General features: G+C 72.4%; 19 protein-coding genes. 12 read left to right on the forward strand and 7 right to left on the reverse strand.

Annotation, left to right across the window (positions count from 1 at the left end):
* Window positions 1–230: 230 nt before the first annotated feature.
* The 4 genes from JNK12_05110 to JNK12_05125 form a co-directional block, all read right to left on the reverse strand.
* Window positions 231–620, reverse strand: coding sequence for a hypothetical protein (locus JNK12_05110; protein ID MBL8775283.1), 390 nt, complete (start codon window positions 618–620; stop codon window positions 231–233).
* Between the two features lie 91 nt (window positions 621–711).
* On the reverse strand, window positions 712–903 hold the full coding sequence (locus tag JNK12_05115; GenBank protein ID MBL8775284.1) for a helix-turn-helix domain-containing protein: 192 nt from the start codon (window positions 901–903) through the stop codon (window positions 712–714).
* A complete protein-coding gene (locus tag JNK12_05120) occupies window positions 900–1121 on the reverse strand; it encodes a hypothetical protein (GenBank protein ID MBL8775285.1) in 222 nt (73 codons plus the stop codon). The genes JNK12_05115 and JNK12_05120 overlap by 4 nt, the downstream gene beginning before the upstream one ends.
* Before the next feature lie 522 nt (window positions 1122–1643).
* Window positions 1644–2384, reverse strand: a complete 741-nt coding sequence (locus tag JNK12_05125; protein ID MBL8775286.1) for a glucose 1-dehydrogenase — start codon at window positions 2382–2384, stop codon at window positions 1644–1646.
* 199 nt (window positions 2385–2583) lie between these two features.
* On the opposite strand from JNK12_05125, the gene purF reads away from it, so the two are divergent.
* The 11 genes from purF to JNK12_05180 all read left to right on the forward strand — a co-directional run bounded on the left by purF (window position 2584) and on the right by JNK12_05180 (window position 14000).
* Window positions 2584–4161 (forward strand): amidophosphoribosyltransferase, encoded by a 1578-nt coding sequence (gene purF / locus JNK12_05130; protein MBL8775287.1) that lies wholly within the window; start codon window positions 2584–2586, stop codon window positions 4159–4161.
* A gap of 142 nt (window positions 4162–4303) precedes the next feature.
* The gene (locus JNK12_05135) at window positions 4304–5350 is read left to right on the forward strand and encodes a phosphoribosylformylglycinamidine cyclo-ligase (GenBank protein MBL8775288.1); all 1047 of its coding nucleotides are present in this window, start codon (window positions 4304–4306) and stop codon (window positions 5348–5350) included.
* Entirely contained in the window at window positions 5347–5904 is a 558-nt protein-coding gene (locus tag JNK12_05140; protein MBL8775289.1) for a hypothetical protein, read from the forward strand. Before JNK12_05135 ends, JNK12_05140 begins: the two co-directional genes overlap by 4 nt.
* 84 nt (window positions 5905–5988) lie before the next feature.
* On the forward strand, window positions 5989–7530 hold the full coding sequence (locus JNK12_05145) for an acyl-CoA carboxylase subunit beta (GenBank protein ID MBL8775290.1): 1542 nt from the start codon (window positions 5989–5991) through the stop codon (window positions 7528–7530).
* On the forward strand, window positions 7527–7760 hold the full coding sequence (locus JNK12_05150) for a hypothetical protein (protein MBL8775291.1): 234 nt from the start codon (window positions 7527–7529) through the stop codon (window positions 7758–7760). The genes JNK12_05145 and JNK12_05150 overlap by 4 nt, the downstream gene beginning before the upstream one ends.
* Before the next feature lie 72 nt (window positions 7761–7832).
* Window positions 7833–8837, forward strand: a complete 1005-nt coding sequence (locus JNK12_05155; protein MBL8775292.1) for a metallophosphoesterase — start codon at window positions 7833–7835, stop codon at window positions 8835–8837.
* Between the two features lie 10 nt (window positions 8838–8847).
* Entirely contained in the window at window positions 8848–9387 is a 540-nt protein-coding gene (locus tag JNK12_05160; GenBank protein ID MBL8775293.1) for a septum formation family protein, read from the forward strand.
* Between the two features lie 67 nt (window positions 9388–9454).
* The gene (locus JNK12_05165; protein ID MBL8775294.1) at window positions 9455–9958 is read left to right on the forward strand and encodes a septum formation family protein; all 504 of its coding nucleotides are present in this window, start codon (window positions 9455–9457) and stop codon (window positions 9956–9958) included.
* 86 nt (window positions 9959–10044) lie between these two features.
* Window positions 10045–11091 (forward strand): septum formation family protein, encoded by a 1047-nt coding sequence (locus JNK12_05170; GenBank protein ID MBL8775295.1) that lies wholly within the window; start codon window positions 10045–10047, stop codon window positions 11089–11091.
* Between the two features lie 25 nt (window positions 11092–11116).
* Window positions 11117–12289, forward strand: a complete 1173-nt coding sequence (locus tag JNK12_05175; protein MBL8775296.1) for a CoA transferase — start codon at window positions 11117–11119, stop codon at window positions 12287–12289.
* A 55-nt stretch (window positions 12290–12344) separates the two neighbouring features.
* Complete coding sequence (locus tag JNK12_05180) at window positions 12345–14000, forward strand: radical SAM protein (protein ID MBL8775297.1); 1656 nt, start codon at window positions 12345–12347, stop codon at window positions 13998–14000.
* Between the two features lie 84 nt (window positions 14001–14084).
* Here the strand turns inward: JNK12_05180 and JNK12_05185 are convergent, their stop codons facing one another.
* Window positions 14085–14483, reverse strand: a complete 399-nt coding sequence (locus tag JNK12_05185; GenBank protein ID MBL8775298.1) for a nuclear transport factor 2 family protein — start codon at window positions 14481–14483, stop codon at window positions 14085–14087.
* 96 nt (window positions 14484–14579) lie between these two features.
* Window positions 14580–15104, reverse strand: a complete 525-nt coding sequence (locus JNK12_05190) for a TetR/AcrR family transcriptional regulator (protein MBL8775299.1) — start codon at window positions 15102–15104, stop codon at window positions 14580–14582.
* A gap of 222 nt (window positions 15105–15326) precedes the next feature.
* Between JNK12_05190 and JNK12_05195 the strand changes: the two genes are divergently transcribed.
* The gene (locus tag JNK12_05195) at window positions 15327–15686 is read left to right on the forward strand and encodes a hypothetical protein (protein ID MBL8775300.1); all 360 of its coding nucleotides are present in this window, start codon (window positions 15327–15329) and stop codon (window positions 15684–15686) included.
* 156 nt (window positions 15687–15842) lie between these two features.
* Here the strand turns inward: JNK12_05195 and JNK12_05200 are convergent, their stop codons facing one another.
* Window positions 15843–16625 (reverse strand): class I SAM-dependent methyltransferase, encoded by a 783-nt coding sequence (locus JNK12_05200; GenBank protein MBL8775301.1) that lies wholly within the window; start codon window positions 16623–16625, stop codon window positions 15843–15845.
* Window positions 16626–16637: the final 12 nt, after the last annotated feature.

The following is a 16637-nucleotide window of genomic DNA, read 5'->3' on the forward strand; positions in this document are numbered from 1 at the left end:
CTGCGCTCGTCGCTCGCTGCGCGTGGCCCGAAGCCGTTCCGCCGCCACCCGGCCGGCTGGCTCTGTGGCTCGCCACCCCGTTTTGCGGGCGGCGGGCTGCGCCCGCCGCGGGTGGCCCGAAGCCGTTCCGCCGCCACCCCCCGAGCTCCTCACCGGCGCGACTCACCACCCCGTTTTGCTGGGCGGCGGGCTGCGCCCGCCGCGGTGGCCCGAAGCGCCGGGCGCTCAGATCAGAAGTACGAGGTGAGGAAGGCGGTCTCTCCCTCGCCGACGGCGACGAACTTGTTGGTGGCCTGGCGGTAGAGCTTGCGGGCGATCTCGGCTTCGGGGGAGCCGTCGTCGAGGTCCCGGTAGGGCCGTAGCTCGCCCCGCCCGAGCGGGCGGCGGGCCTGCGCCTCGATGCGGATCTGCACCTTCCACCGGTGCTCGGGGGCGTGCTCGACGGAGGTGATCACGCCCCGGGCGCAGAGGCCGGCACCGCCCTGGTGATCCGAGTCGAAGACAAAGATCTGATGGTCAGGCGCGACCTTCCACCCGCCGTACATCGCCTTCTCGACCAGTGTGAGGGTCGCGCCCACCGAGAGGGGCGCACCCACCGCCGCTTTCACCGCGAAGCTCATGGTGTCGTGCTACCCGAACCCGGGCGGACTGCGTCGAGGCCGTCGTGTCGATGACGACGAAAAGGGAGCCGGCCGAGCCGCCGCACGAGCGTCAGGTCGACGTGGTCTGGGGATGACGGGCGAGGTACTCCTCGAGGTCGACTTCCCGCACCAACAGCCGGCTGTAGTCCGATGCCGGCCGCCCCGGCAGCTCCCCGTCGAGAACGAGACACGCCACGTCTCCGGAGCTGATGCCCAGTCGCTGTGCCGCCTCACCGGTCGTCAACCAGCGCTGCTCCGTCATGGCTCCACCGTACCTCCGTCGTCGATCTCACCGAGTTCTGGCCACACCCGGTGCAGGAGCACCTCGAGGGCCTCGCGGGCGCGCCCGAGCAGCGCGCCGTAGGCCGGCCCCCAACGGGTGAATTCGTCCTCCGCGTCGAAAAGCGCGCGCATGATGAGCCGGTACTCCGCCCACGTGAGCTCGATGGACGCAGGCATTTCGTAGAGCGGCCCGGTCACGGGCTCCGCCTGGTGACTCTGCGATGTGGCATGGCGAACCTCCTGAGAAGACGAACATCAGGAGGGGAAGTGCGAGCAACCTAGCCCCGCGATCGGTGCCTGTCGACGGGCCGAATCGGGTGCCCGGGTGCCGTCGCAAGGCGCGGACGGGAGCCGGGGGGAGCGCGGCAGCGGCACCCCCACCCCAGCCCCAGACGCCGAGCGGGACCGGCCCCGGGAGCGCCGGCCGACGACGGAGCACCGAGCGGGTCGGCCACGGACGAGAGCCGGGGGGAGCGCGGCAGCGGCACCCCACCCCAGCCCCAGACGCCGAGGGGGACCGGCCCCGGGAGCGCCGGCCGACGACGACGAGCACCGAGGAGGTAGGCCACGGACGGGAGCCGGGGAGCGCCGCGACATCGGAGCGAGTCCCGCGCCGCAGGCGCCCCCGAGGCGACTAGGAGCAAGCCCCCGGGTCCCGGTCGGGGCCGGGAGGTAACGAGCGCGAGGAAGAAAGAGGGAAAGCGAAGGAGAGAGAACCGCTCAGGCCGTCATCCCTCCGTCCACCACGAACTCACTCCCGGTGGAGTACCGGCTCTCGTCGCTGGCCAGGTAGAGGACCAGGTTGGCCACGTCGTCGGCCTGCGCCACCTGGCCCATCGGGATGGCCCGCACGACGCGCTCGAGCATCGCCCCCTCGACGGTGGCCTCGGCCATCATCGGGGTGTCGATGATCCCGGGGTGGACCGAGTTGACCCGGACGCCGAAGGGGGCGACCTCCTTGGCGGCCACCTTGGTCATGCCCCGCACCGCCCACTTGCTGGCGGCGTAGGCCATGGTGCCGGCCGCACCCTGGAGGCCGGCCACCGACGAGATGTTGACGATCGAGCCCGACTCGGCCTGCACCATCGTCGGGATCACCGTCTTCATCCCGAGGAAGGTGCCGACCTGGTTGATGTCGATGATCTGGCGGTACTCGGCCTCGGAGGTCAACACCGTCGGCATCACCCGGAAGATGCCGGCGTTGTTGACCAGCACGTCGAGGCGCCCCTCGGTCTCGACGATCTGCTCCACCAGGGTGATCCAGGCGTCCCCGTCGGTCACGTCGAGGTGGTGGTAGGAGGCGGCGGCGCCGATGTCGGCGGCGACGGCGGCCCCCTCGTCGTCGAGCACGTCGCTGAGGTACACCCGGGCGCCCTCGGCGGCGAACAGCCGGGCCTCGGCCGCACCCTGGCCGCGGGCGGCCCCCGTGATCAACGCGACCTTGTCGTCCAACCGTCCCATGCGAACCCTCCCGACCGGGTCCGTCCCGGCGCCGGCCGTCAGCATCCCAGATCGGCCTCGGCGCCGCCGCCGGCCCGGTCCGAGGGCCCGGATCGGCCGGTAGCCTGAGGGCTCACAGCCACCGATTCGCGGGGTCCACCGAGCAGTGTGCGACGATGAGGACGTGAGGGCGTCGGAGCAGCCAGACACCGCTTCTGACCTGGTCGATCCGGCGGGTGCGGCCGACCCCGACGACGACACCCCGAAAGAGGCGTGCGGCGTCTTCGGGGTCTACGCCCCCGGCCAGCCGGTGGCCCACCTGACCTACCTCGGCCTCTACGCCTTGCAGCACCGCGGGCAGGAGTCGGCCGGCATGGCGGTCAGCAACGGCGAGACGCTGATGGTGCAGAAGGACATGGGCCTCGTCGCCCACGTGTTCGACGACATCAAGCTCGCATCGCTCCGGGGCCACCTGGCCATCGGCCACACCCGCTACTCCACCACCGGGTCGAGCACCTGGCGCAACGCCCAGCCGGTGTTCCGGGCCACCGCCGAGGCCGAGTTCGCGCTCGGCCACAACGGAAACCTGGTCAACACCGAGGCCCTCGCCGACGAGCAGGGCATGTTGCCGGGCACCGTGACCAGCGACACCGACCTCGTGGCCGAGATGCTCGCCACCGAGATGGCCGCCGCCGGCCCCCGCAGCGACGAGCGCGAGCTCGAGCACGCGCTGGTCAAGGTGCTGCCCCGTCTCGAGGGCGCCTTCTCGTTCGTGCTGATGGACGAGGGCCACGTCATCGGTGTGCGCGATCCCAACGGCTTCCGCCCGCTGTGCCTCGGCAAGCTCGACCACGGCTGGGTTCTCGCCTCCGAGACGCCGGCGCTCGACGTCGTCGGCGCCCACTTCGTGCGCGAGCTCGAGCCCGGTGAGATGGTCATCATCGACGCCACCGGCTACCGCTCGGTCCGCCCCTTCGACGCCGAGCGCATCGACCCCAAGCTCTGCCTGTTCGAGTTCGTGTACTTCGCCCGCCCCGACAGCCAGCTCTACGGCCGCAGCGTGCACCACGCCCGGGTGAAGATGGGCGAGCGCCTGGCCGAGCAGGCACCGGTCGAGGCCGACCTCGTCATGGGTGTGCCCGAGTCCGGCATCGCCGCCGCCGAGGGCTACGCCCGCCAGAGCGGTATCCCCTTCGGCCAGGGCCTGGTGAAGAACCGCTACATCGGGCGCACCTTCATCGCCCCCACCCAGGAGATGCGGGCCCTCGGGGTGCGCATGAAGCTCAACCCCCTGCGGGACAACATCGCCGGCAAGCGCCTGGTGGTCGTCGACGACTCGATCGTGCGGGGCACCACCACCCGGGCCATGGTCAAGATGCTGCGCGAGGCCGGCGCTCGCGAGGTCCACCTGCGCATTTCGTCGCCGCCCTACAAGTGGCCCTGCTTCTACGGTATGGACACGGGCACTCGCGGCGAGCTGCTGGCCGCCAACCTCACCGTCGACGAGATCCGCGACTACGTCGACGTCGACACCATCTCCTACCTCACCCTCGACCGACTGCTCGAGGCCACCGGTGCGGTCAACGCCGGCTTCTGCGACGCCTGCCTCACCGGCGAGTACCCCATCGAGGTGCCGGTGAACCTGCGCAAGGCCGTCCTCGAGGTCGACCCCGTCGAGCGCGACGAGAACGGCACCCCGATCCGCCGTGAGCCGGCCGCGGGCTCAACGCCCGCAGCCGTCGCCACCGGCGACTCGCTCTTTCCCGCGGCCGACGCGGCTGCCCGCAACCAGCCTTGAGCCCACCGCCCGAGCTTCTGGCCGCGGCCGGCTGTTCTCACGCCAGAGATCTCGCGGCCAGAACCGCACCCCACTCGTTCTGGCCGCGGCGACCTGTTCCCACGCCAGAGATCTCGCGGCCAGAACGGGCCCCGGTGCTGCCGTGAGTGACGGACGAGGCGCAGAGCAGGGCGCCACCTACGACGTCGACATCGCCGCCGGCGAGGACGCGGTCGACCGCATCAAGGCCGCGGTCCGCTCCACCTACCGGCCCGAGGTGCTGGGCGACATCGGCGGGTTCGGCGGCCTGTTCGCCCTGTCCACCGAGGGGCGGCCGCAACCGGTGCTGGTGTCGGCCACCGACGGGGTCGGCACGAAGTCGCAGATCGCCCGGGCCCTCGGCCGCCTCGACACCATCGGCATCGACCTGGTGGCCATGTGCGTGGACGACCTGGTCTGTCAGGGCGCCGAGCCGCTGTTCTTCCTCGATTACATCTCGGTCGGCAAGCTCGTGCCCGAGCGCATGGAGGCGCTGGTGGCGGGGGTGGCCGAGGGGTGCCGGCAGGCCGGATGCGCCCTCATCGGCGGCGAGATGGCCGAGCACCCCGGCGTCATGCCCGACGACGACTTCGACCTCGTGGGCTTCGCCGTCGGCGTGGTCGACCGGGACCGCATCATCACCGGCGAGCACGTCGCCGTGGGCGACACCCTCATCGGGCTGCCGTCGCCGGGCCTCCGCTCGAACGGGTACACGCTGGCGCGCAAGGTGCTGCTCGAGATCGCCGGCCTCGACCTCGACGCCCCTGCCTACGAGGGCGCGCCCACCACGGTGGGCGACGAGTTGCTGCTGCCCTCGGTGATCTACGCGCCTGCGGTGCGCGCCGCCACCGAGGCGGTGGACGTGCGGGCCGTCGCCCACATCACCGGCGGCGGCATGGCCGGCAACCTCAACCGGGTCCTGCCCGACGGCGCCGACGCCCAGGTCGAGACGAGCGCCTGGGAGTCGCCCCGCATCTTCAGCGAGATCCAGCGCCTGGGTTCGGTGGAACCCGACGAGATGGCCCGCGTGTTCAACCTGGGCATCGGCATGGTCCTGGTGGTGCCGCCGTCGGACGCCGGCGCCGCGCTGTCCGTCCTCGCCGAGCACGGCCACGCCGCGGTCGAGATCGGCACCATCACTCCCGGCACCGGTGAGGTGCATCTCACATGACGACGATCGACGCCCTCATCGCCCACCTCCGGGAGCACGCGGTGCGCACCGACGGGCCGTACACGCTGAAGTCGGGGCGCCAGAGCGACTGGTTCATCGACGCCAAGGCCACCACCTGCTCGCCCGAGGGCATGCTCCTGGTCGCCGACGCCGCCCTCGAGGTCATCCCCGACGACGTGACGGCCATCGGCGGGCTCACGGTCGGCGCCGACGCCATGGCCTACGCCATCGCCGCCATCGCCGCGACCCGCGGCCGCATGCTCACCAGCTTCACGGTGCGCAAGGAGGCCAAGGCCGGCGGCACGGGCGGCCGCATCGCCGGCGTCCTCGAGCCCGGCGCCAAGGTCGTCATCACCGAGGACGCCGTCACCCGCGGCGTGTCGATGCTCGAGGCCGCCGAGGTGGTGCGCGACGAGGGCCGGGCCGACCCCGTGCTGCTCCTGCCCCTCGTGGACCGCGGCGGCACCGTCGCCGCCCTCGCCGAGGCCGCCGGCATCCCCCTGCACGCCCTCGTGCCGGCGCCGGCGCTGGGCTTCGACTACGACCCCGGCTGAGCGCCCCCCCGGTAACCACCCGGGGCCTCATTGGGTCGGACTCGGCGTGCGAACGTATTGTGCTCCCTCGTGACCGAACACCCACTGCGTGAGCGCCTGGCGGAGCTCGAGAAGCGCAAGGACGAGGCCCGCCACGCCGGCTCCGAGCGCTCCGTCGAGCGCCAACACGCGAAGGGCAAGATGCTCGCCCGCGAGCGGGTCGAGTACCTGCTCGACGACGGCTCGTTCCACGAGCTCGACATGTTGGCCAAGCACCGGGCCCACGACAGCGGGCTCCAGGAGCGTCCCTACACCGACGGCGTCATCACCGGGTGGGGCACCATCGACGGCCGCAAGGTCTTCGTGTTCTCGCAGGACTTCACGGTGTTCGGCGGCGCCCTGGGCGAGGTGTTCGCCGAGAAGATCCACAAGCTCATGGACCTCGCCCTGTCGGTCGGCGCGCCGCTCATCGGCCTGAACGACGGCGCCGGTGCCCGCATCCAGGAGGGCGCGGTCTCCCTCGACAGCTACGGCGGCATCTTCTACCGCAACGTGCTGGCCTCGGGCGTCACGCCCCAGATCAGCGTCATCCTCGGCCCCTGCGCCGGCGGCGCGGTCTACAGCCCGGCCATGACGGACTTCATCTTCATGGTGCGCGAGACGTCGCACATGTTCATCACCGGCCCCGACGTGGTGAAGACGGTGACGGGCGAGGAGGTCACCCTCGAGGAGCTGGGCGGCGCCATGAGCCACGCCACCAAGTCCGGGGTGGCCACCTACGTGGCCGACAGCGAGGAAGCCGTCCTCGACGACGTGAAGTACCTGCTGTCGTACCTGCCCTCGAACAACCTCGAGGAGCCGCCGTGGTTCGCCCCCACGGACGATCCGAACCGGCAGCTCACCGAGCTGTACGACCTCATGCCGGCCTCGTCGAACCTGCCCTACGACATGCACCAGGTGATCCGGGCCACCGTCGACGACGGCGACTTCTTCGAGTACTTCCCCCACTGGGGCATGAATCTCGTCTGCGGGTTCGCCCGCCTCGACGGCCACCCCGTGGGCGTGATCGGCAACCAGCCCATGATGCTGGCCGGCGTGCTCGACATCGAGGCGTCCGAGAAGGGCGCCCGCTTCGTGCGCACCTGCGACGCGTTCAACATCCCCATCCTCACCTTCGTCGACGTCCCCGGCTTCCTGCCCGGCGTCGACCAGGAGTACGGCGGCATCATTCGCCACGGGGCCAAGCTGCTCTACGCGTTCTGCGAGGCCACCGTGCCCCGCATCCAGGTCATCACCCGCAAGGCCTACGGCGGCGCCTACGTGGTCATGAACGCCAAGTCCATCGGCGCCGACCTGGCCTACGCCTGGCCCTCGGCCGAGCTGGCGGTGATGGGCCCGCACGGTGCGGTCGAGATCGTCTACCGCCGTGAGCTGACGTCGGCGGCCGACCCCGAGGCCCGCCGGGCCGAGCTGGTCGAGGAGTACACCGAGCGCTTCACCAACCCCTACATCGCCGCCGAGCGGGGCATGGTCGATGACGTCATCGACCCGGCCGACACCCGCCGGAAGGTGATCGCCGGCTTCGAGATGCTGCGCTCGAAGCGCGAGGAGCTGCCCAAGCGCAAGCACGGGAACGTGCCCCTTTGAGCGACGCCCCGGCGCCGGCCACCGAGCCGGTGGTCTCCGTCGACGGTGCCCGCACCCGTCTCGCGCCCCCGGGGCCCGAGGAGATGGCGGCCATCATGGCGGCCATCGAGGTGGCCTGGCCCCGCCCATCCGCGGCCGACACCGACCCCCGCGCCGCCACGCCGCGTTGGCGGTTCTCGGGCCGGTGGTGGACCAAGCCCATCCCCAGTCGGCGCGACCGCCCCTCCTGAGCATCGCGACCCGCGCCGGGTCGCGCCCCGTCGCCGGGGCGGCGCCCGACGGAGTCGGTAGCCTCGCCGCCCATGGACCTGACCACCGTCGCCGACGACGAGGCCGTCGTCCACGACGGGCCCGTGGCCCGGGTCCACGCCGGCCTCGCGCCCGACACCGAACACCAGCTCGACGGATTCTCGTTCCGCACCCTCCCCGCGCCGGGAGAGCGCCTCGCCACCTTCGCCACGGTCAACGACGTGCACTTCGGCGAGGTGGAGTGCGGGGTGATCGAGGGCCTCGACCTCGGCCCCACCTACCGCAGCGAGCCGGGTGAGGACCCCTACCCCGAGGTCATGAACCGGGGAGCGGTGGCCGACATCGCCGCCATCGACCCCGATGCCGTCCTGGTCAAGGGCGATCTGACCAACGTGGGCAGCCAGGAGGAGTATGAGCAGTTCCTCGACTGCTACCAGGGCGCCTTCGGCGACCGCCTCCACCACGTCCGCGGCAACCACGACGGCTACCACGGCGGGACCTTCGCCAGCGACGCCCCGTTCCTCGTCGAGCTGCCTGGCGTGTCCCTGGCCGTGCTCGACACCACCATCCCGCTCCACACGCCGGGACGAGTCACGAGCGAGCAGCTCGAGTGGCTGGCCGACGTGGCCGCCGAGAGCGACCGTCCCGTGTTCGTGTTCGGCCACCACCACGTCTGGGACCCGACCTCGAACCACCGCCCCGACGACTACTTCGGCATCAACCCCGACGACTCCGAGCGCCTCATCGACGTGGTGGCCGCCCATCGCTCGATCGTGGCCTACTCGGCCGGGCACACCCACCGGAACCGGGTGCGCCGCTTCCCCGCCACGGGCGACGTGCCGTGGGCCGAGGTGGCGTGCGTGAAGGACTTCCCGGGCACGTGGGCCGAGTACCGGGTGTTCGAGGGAGGGATCCTCGCCATCCACCGGCGCATCTCGTCGCCCGAGGCACTCGCGTGGAGCGACAAGACCCGGGACATGTACGACGGCACCTACTTCGAGTACGCCTTCGGCGCCCTGGACGAGCGGTGCTACCCCATCTGGCCCCGGCGCGGGTGATGATGTGGCGATGACCGGACCGGGGCGGCGCGGCCTGCGAGGGGCGAGGTGGCGGGCCGCGGTGCTTTCGGTGGTCGTCCCGGTCTCGTTGCTGGTGCTGGCCGGCTGCTCGGCCTTCGGTGACGACGAGACCACCGCCACGACCGTGCCCAACGGGGTGCGGATCGTCGACCTCGAGCCCGGCACCTGCTTCCTGGCTCCGGCCAACACCGACGTGCGCGCCGTCGAGGAGGTCGACTGCGACGAGGCCCACGACGGTGAGGCCTACGCGGTCTTCGCGCTCCCGGCCGGTGCCGACGCCCCCTTCCCCGGGGGCGCCGAGGTGCAGAGCCTCGCCCAGTTGGGCTGTCAGGACCGCTTCGCCGACTACGTCGGTCAGGCCTATGAGGACTCGGCCTACTACTTCTCGGCCATCGCCCCGACGCGCAAGTCGTGGGAGGACCGCGGGGACCGCCGGGTGCTCTGCTCGATCATCGCCTCCGACGGTGGCCAGTTGGAGGGGAGCGTCGCGGCCGGCGGCTCGGGCGGGGGCCAGGGGTCCGACGGCTAAGGTCGCTCACGAAACCCAGGTGCGCGAACCGGAGCGCGTCGGGACGACACGATGGAGCGGATGGGCAATGCGGACTTGGCTGAAGGCGCTCGGGGCGGTGCTGTTGGTGCTGGCACTGGCCACCTCATGCAGCAGCGACGAATCGACGGCCGACAACTCGACTCGGGACGACGAGGGCAACATCACCGAGGGCGGCGACGTCGGCATCTTCACCCTCGAGGTGGGTGACTGCTTCGATCAGCCGCCGGACGGCAACATCCTCGAGGTGGCCGCGGTGCCCTGCAGCGAGCCGCACGACACCGAGCTGTACGCCAAGTTCGACATGGAGGGCGGCGACGACGCGCCGTTCCCGGGCCAGGCCGCCGTCGAGACCGCCTCCGAGGAGTGCATCGGTGCGCTCTTCGAGGACTACGTGGGCCTCGACTACGCCAGCTCGCGCTTCCAGGCCTTCCCCATCACGCCCACCCAGGAGAGCTGGGAGAGCGAGCTGAACGACCGCGAGATCCTCTGCACCGCCAACACCGTGGACGGGACCCAGATCACGGGCTCCATCCAGGGCACCGCGGAGTAGTCGAGACCCGCCGGCGCCCCGCCCGGGCGCCGGCGCCCGCCGCGCCGCAGATCGGGGCGTGGCCGTGAGGGCCGAGAGGAGCACCCATGTCCGACACCCCACCGCCGCCGGACGGCACGCCCGCGGAGGGCGCGGCGCCCGAGCCCCCGGCCCCGCTCCCCGATCCCGGTGAGACCGTGACCGGCCCGTTGCCGCAGTACCCGACCCCCGAGCCGACCCCGCCGCCGGCGGCCACGCCGCCACCCGCGCCGACTCCTCCTCCCGCCGCGGACTACCCGCCCACGGCGCCACAGCCCGAGTACCCCGCCGCGGCCCCGTACCCGCCGGCGCAGGCGCCGGCAGCGGGCTACCCCCCGGCCGCGCCCGGCCAGCCCGGCGCCTACCCGCCCGGCGGCGTCGCCGCACCCGCCGCCGCCCCGGGCTACCCGCCGCAGGGCCCGCCGCCCACCGAGGCCGGCTGGGGCGCCGGCGGTGGTGGGGTACCGCCCTATGGGGCACCGCCGCCGTCCGGGGGTGGAGGCAAGAAGGCGCTGTTCATCGTGCTGGGGGTCATCGGCGCGCTGCTCGCGCTCGTGATCGTGGGCGTCATCATCACCGCGGTCCTCGCCGGCGACGACGACGCCCCGTCGGTGGACCGCACCACCCTCGCCACCTCGGCGACCACCGCGCCCGACTTCGAGCCGGGCAGCACCACCACCGAGGCCGCCCAGCCCGGCGACAGCGCGCTCACCACCACCACCGGAGGTGGCAACAGCACGTCGATCAACGTCTTCGACCTGGCGGTGGGCGACTGCTTCGACGTGCCCACCAGCGGCAACATCACCAACGTCGACGGGATCGACTGCGACGAACCCCACGACAACGAGGTGTTCGCCATCTTCGAGATCGCCGGCGGCCCCAACGCCCCGTTCCCGGGGGTGGCGGCCATCAGCAGCCAGGCGCAGGACCAGTGCACCGGGGCGCTCTTCACCGACTACGTGGGCGTGCCCTTCGCTCAGTCGGAGTTCAACGCCACCTCCATCAACCCCACCGAGCAGACGTGGAACCAGCTCGACGACCGCGAGGTGATCTGCGTGGCCACCAGCGGCGACTCCTCGCCCCTCACCTCGTCGGTGCAGGGCGCCAACCGCTGACCGGCCCGCCTTCGTGACCGCCGACGTGCACGACGGGGGCGTCGCCCCCGACGGGCCGTCGCCGGGCGCCTCCTCACCGGGACCGCTGGCCGACCTTCGGGTGGTCGACGTCTCCACCGTCGTGGCCGGGCCCGGGTGCGCCCGCTACCTGGCCGACTTCGGGGCCGACGTCATCAAGGTCGAGCGGCCCGACGGCGGCGACACCACGCGCACCATGGGGTGGGTCGACCCTCGCGACGGCGTCACCCTCTGGTGGAAGCTCGAGGGTCGGGGCAAGCGCAGCGTGGCCCTCGACCTGAAGTCCGACGAGGGGCGCGAGGCCTTCCTCGCCCTGTGCGACACCGCCGACGTGCTCGTGGAGAACTTCCGCCCCGGCACCCTCGAGCGCCTCGGCCTCGGCCCCGACGTCCTGCTGGCCCGTCGCCCCTCGCTGGTCGTCACCCGGGTGACGGGCTTCGGCCAGGACGGCCCCTACGCCGGGCGCCCCGGCTTCGCCACGATGGCCGAGGCGATGTCGGGCTTCGCCGCCATCAACGGCGAGGCCGACGGCGGGCCGGTCCTGCCGCCCATCGCCCTCACCGACGAGATCACCGGCCTGGTGGCCGCGTTCGCCACCATGGTGGCGGTGCACTCGGGCGTCGGCCAGGTGGTCGACGTCAACCTGCTCGAGTCCATGTTCCAGATCATGGGGCCGCTCATCTCGGGCTACCTGCTGCGCGGCGAGCTGCAGCCCCGGCTGGGCTCGGGCATCCCCTACTCGGTGCCCCGCAACGTCTACCGGACCGCCGACGACCGCTGGGTGGCGGTGTCGACGTCGGCCGAGTCGGTGGCCCAGCGGGTGCTCGACCTGCTCGGCGTGCAGGGGGACCCCCGCTTCGGGTCGTTCGCCGACCGCGCCGCCCACCGGATCGAGCTCGACGAGCTGATGACGGCGTGGATCGCCGAGCGATCGCTCGCCGACGTGCTCGCCGCCTTCGAGGCGGCCAACGCCGCAGCGGCGCCCATCTTCGACATGGCCGACATCGCCGCCGACCCGCACTACGCGGCGCGCGGCGCCGTGGTCGAGGTGGACGGGGTGCCCATGCAGGGCCTGGTGGCCCGCCTGTCGGCGACGCCCGGTGCCATCCGCTGGGCCGGCCGTCCCCTCGGCGCCGACACCGAAGCGGTGCTCTCCGAGCTCGACGCCGAGCACGGCTGAGCGCCCTCGGGGCGGGCCCGGAGCGCCACCTCCGATCGATCACTACGGTTGGCCCATGGGGGCGAGCGGACGTTCGGTGGTCGACGTCCCGCGCCGCGTGCGCGGCAAGGTCGGTGTGCTCCGCCGGGATGCGCAGCGTCGACGCCTGGGCACCCCGTGCCTCGCTCCGTACGCCAACCTCTACCTCGGGCCCCAGGGGGAGGTGCGAGCCTGCTGCGTGCAGTCCCAATACCTGGGGAACATCCGGGTGCAGCGCCTCCCCGAGATCTGGAACGGGGTGCAACAGCTCGAGCTCCGTCGTCACCTCGGCGAGCAGGACTACTCGTACGGGTGCGGGTTCTGCGGGTGGCAGGACGAGCGCGGCATCGGTACCTACGCGCGCTACTACGACGTGCTCGACGTGCGCGCGCCCGCCCCGGCGTTCCCCATCCGGATGGAGTTCGCCCTCACCAACGCCTGCAACCTGCAGTGCACGATGTGCAGCGGCGAGAACTCGTCGGCCATCCGAATCCACCGTGAGGGACGCTCGGCGTCGCCGAGGTCGTACGGCGACCGGTTCTTCGAGGATCTCGAGGCGTTCATCCCGCACCTGCGTCACGCCAACTTCGTCGGCGGCGAGCCTTTCCTGGGGCCCGAGAACTACCGGGTGTGGGACCTGCTGGCCCGCCACGGCGGCCCGGCGGCCATCGACATCACCACGAACGCCACCCAGTGGGACCCCCGGGTGGAGGAGGTGCTGCGGACCCTGCGCCCCGCCGTGCAGGTGTCGATCGACGGGACCACCCCTGCCACCTTCGAGTCCATCCGCCAGGGGTCCGACTTCCACGAGGTGATGGCCAACGTCGAGCGCTTCCTCGGGCATGCCCGTGAGGTGGGGACGCGGGTCGACATCTCGCACTGCCTCATGCCCCAGAACCACCACGAGTTCGGTGACCTCCTCCTGTACGCCGAGGCCCGGGGCATGAAGGTGCACGTCGGGGTCGTCACCACGCCGGCCGACCATTCCATGGAGCGCCTGGATGCCAGCGAGCTGGCGACGGTGCTCGCGTCGCTGCGCGCCCAGGCCGAACGGGTGCTCCCGCAGCTCCGAGGGCACAACGCGTCCGCGTTGGTGCAGCAGGTCGACCGGGTGCGGACCTGGGTCGAGCAGCGCGACGAGCAGGAGCCGGCGGAGACGATCGAGTACGAGCAGGTGCTCGGCTTCCCCCGACGGGCACGGTCGGGAGGCGACCGGGTGGTGGTCGGTGCCCGCCTCGAGGAGCCCGCGAACCCCGGTGTCGACCTCGACGCGTTGCTCGGTCGGCGCCTGGACCGCGCCAGCCGGGTGCTCGAGGTCGGCCCGAACGACATCATCCGCGACTGCTCACCGGAGGCGGCCGACTGGTTGGGCGTCGAGCGGGCGAGCGTCATCGGCATCCATGTCGACCGGCTCGACGATGCGCTCGCTCGGCGATTCGGGACCCTGACACCCGAGCCCGAGCTCGATGCCGAGCTCGATGCCGATGCCGAAGGGCTCGGGGCGACCGGCGAGGTCGTGGAGCGGACGTACACGGCTACCACGGGCATCGCCGCCGCCGACACCGACGTCGACGGGCCGGACTCGGTGCCGCGCGCCGAGCTGTGCCGCGTCCGCACGGTGTCCGCCGCGGTGCGCGACCGTTCCGGGTGGATCGTCCACGTCGTGCTCGCGATCGGCCACCCCGCCCGCTGAGTACGACGCGCGCGGTCGCGGCGACCCGCCGCTCCCGTGTTTCCCGTGGTTCCGGCGTGTCGGCGTGTCGGCGTGCCGCCGGGCTCAGCTGGCGAAGAGGCGGGCGGTCAGGTCGGTGTCCTCGGTGCCGCGGTAGCGGGCCACCTTGTCGCCCTCGAAGTGCCACCAGTGGTGGAGCGCCATGGTCCCGGAGCGCCCGGTCGACTTCACCGTGACCCCGAAGCGGATGATGGCCATGACGTCTTCGGGGCCCTCGACCATGGCCAGCGGCGTGAACTCGGTGACGTCGACCGCCTCGGCCAGCGCCCGGAAGAACCCGGGGACCTCGTCCTTGCCCTCGTACTGACCCCACCAGGGGGCGACGGTGCCCGAGGCCTCGGGCGCCCAGTCCACGTCGTCGGTGAGGTGGGTGAGGATCGTCCCCACATCCCCCTCCGCGAAGGCCTGGTAGATGGCGGCGACGACGTCGCTCTTGGTCCTCATGATCTGCTCCTGGTTCGCCCGGATCGTTCGGGCGCATTCGCCGCTGCCCTCCCGCCCGGATCACCGGGCGGCGCAGTTGTCGAGCGGCCGTCGGTCTCAGGTGCCGTGGCGGGTGAGGAACTCGTCGACCATGGTGTCGATGCGCTCGTCGGAAAGGCGCTCGCCGAGGAAGAAGCGACGGAAGAAGACCGGGGCCACGAAGTCGATGGCCACCTCGTCGACGTCGAGTTCGGCCCGGAGCTCGCCCCGCTCGACGCCCCGGGTGAGGATGTCCCGTAGCGGCCCGAGGCGACGCTCGATGCGGGCGCGGCGCAGGTCGGCGAACGTGCGGTCGCCCTCCGAGCGCGCCACCAGCTCGGTCATGCCGGCGTGCTCGCGGCGGCGGCCGACGCCGGTGCGGAGCTGGTCGAGGTAGAGGTGCAGGTCGCCCCGTACCTCGCCCGTGTCGGGGCCGACCGGCGCCGTGCCCGTGTCGCTGAGGACGGCGGCCAGGAGGGCCTCGTGGTCGGGCCAGTGGCGGTAGATGGTGGTGCGGGCGATCCCGGTGGCCTCGCCGATGCGCAGGTGGGTGACGGCGTCAGGGCCCTCGGCGTCGAGCAGGTCCCGCCCGGCCTTCAGCACGGCCTCCCGCGTCCGGGTGACGCGAGGGTCGTCGCCGGCTTCGCCCTCACGGCGGCGGCGGCGGTGGGGACCACCGTGGGGTCCTCGTCGGTGCGGGGGCATGGGTCTCGATCCGGGTCAGGTCAAGAAGTACGAAACACTGTGTTGCGTTTCTCTGCGCATCACTGTACAACAGTCTGTAGCGCAACAACGTGTTGCACAGTTTGAACGAAGGAGGAGCCCATGTCGGCTCAAACCAAGCAGCGAGGCCCCGGCGGGCGCCGGATCGAGATGATGCGCCGCCGCCTCGACCTCACCGACGAGCAGGCCGAGACCCTGCGCGAGCGCCTCGGCGAGCACCGCCGCCAGGCGGTCGAGATCATCCGGGACGTGCTCGACGACGAGCAGCGGGCGCGTTTCGACGCCCACCTCGAGCGCCGGCGCAACCGGGGACGGGGTCGAGGCCGAGGTCCCGGACGGGGCCATGGCCACCACGGTCACGGTCACGGTCAGCACGGCGAAGGCGGGACAGCGGCGGAGGCCACCAGCCCCGACGTGCCCGATGCCCCGGAGGCGGACGTCACGCCCACCGACTCCGACTGATCACGCAGGTCACCCCCGGACGGCCCGGGCCTGCTGCGGCAGCGCCCGGGCCGTCCCGCGTCCGGACCGTGGGGAGCGTCCGCCCCCGCCGATGGCGTCGCCGCCGGTGCAGGCCGGGTGGTCGGGCGGCGTGTCGACCCAGCGGTGTCCGGCCGGTCAGCCGGCGCCGGGACTGATGACGAGGCGGTAGCCCCCGTCGATGGCGTCCTGGGTGAGCAGGTCGGCGTGGCGCTCGGCGAACGCGCCGGAGGCCAGGTCCTGCGCGAGGCGCTCGACGCCGGCGGCCACCACGTCGTCGGGCAGGCGAGCGAGCCCGGAGATGGCGGCCCGCACGCCGGGGTCGAGGTAGGCCTCGGGTCGGCACCACCAGGCGTGCATGAACCCGTCGGTGCAGTCGCGGGGGACCGGCACCACCTCGACGGTGCCGCCGCCGAGGGCGTCGGCCAGCGCGGTGGGCGCGGGCAGGTCGACGTCGAACTGGAGCATCTCGGGGAAGTAGTCGGTGACCAGCCACTGGCGGCCGTGCACCTCGAAGTCGAAGGTGAAGACCACCACCGGCCCGGTCGTGACCCGGCGCACCTCGGCCAGCCCGGCATCGATGTCGGGCCAGTGGTGGACGGTGAGCAGGGCGGTGGCCGCGTCGAAGGTGCCGTCCGGGAAGGGAAGGGCGCCGCCGACCGCCCGGACCACCTGGGTGGTGGGGGGCGCCGCCGGGCGCTGGCGGATCATCTCGGGCGACGGCTCGACCGCGGTGATCCGCCGGTCGTCGGGCTCGTAGGAGCCCGTCCCGGCGCCGACGTTGAGCAGGTGGGGCCGCTCGGCCGGCGACCCGAGGTGGCCGTGGATCTGGGCGGCGACCCGCGGGTCGGGTCGGCGCTTGGCCGAGTACCCGACGCCGATGGCGTCGTACAGCGGGTCCGCTCCTCCGGGCGGGGTCATCGGCGGGTCGTC

This window comes from Acidimicrobiales bacterium (genome assembly GCA_016794585.1).
In the GTDB taxonomy this organism is placed as follows: Bacteria; Actinomycetota; Acidimicrobiia; order Acidimicrobiales; family DATDAH01; genus JAEUJM01.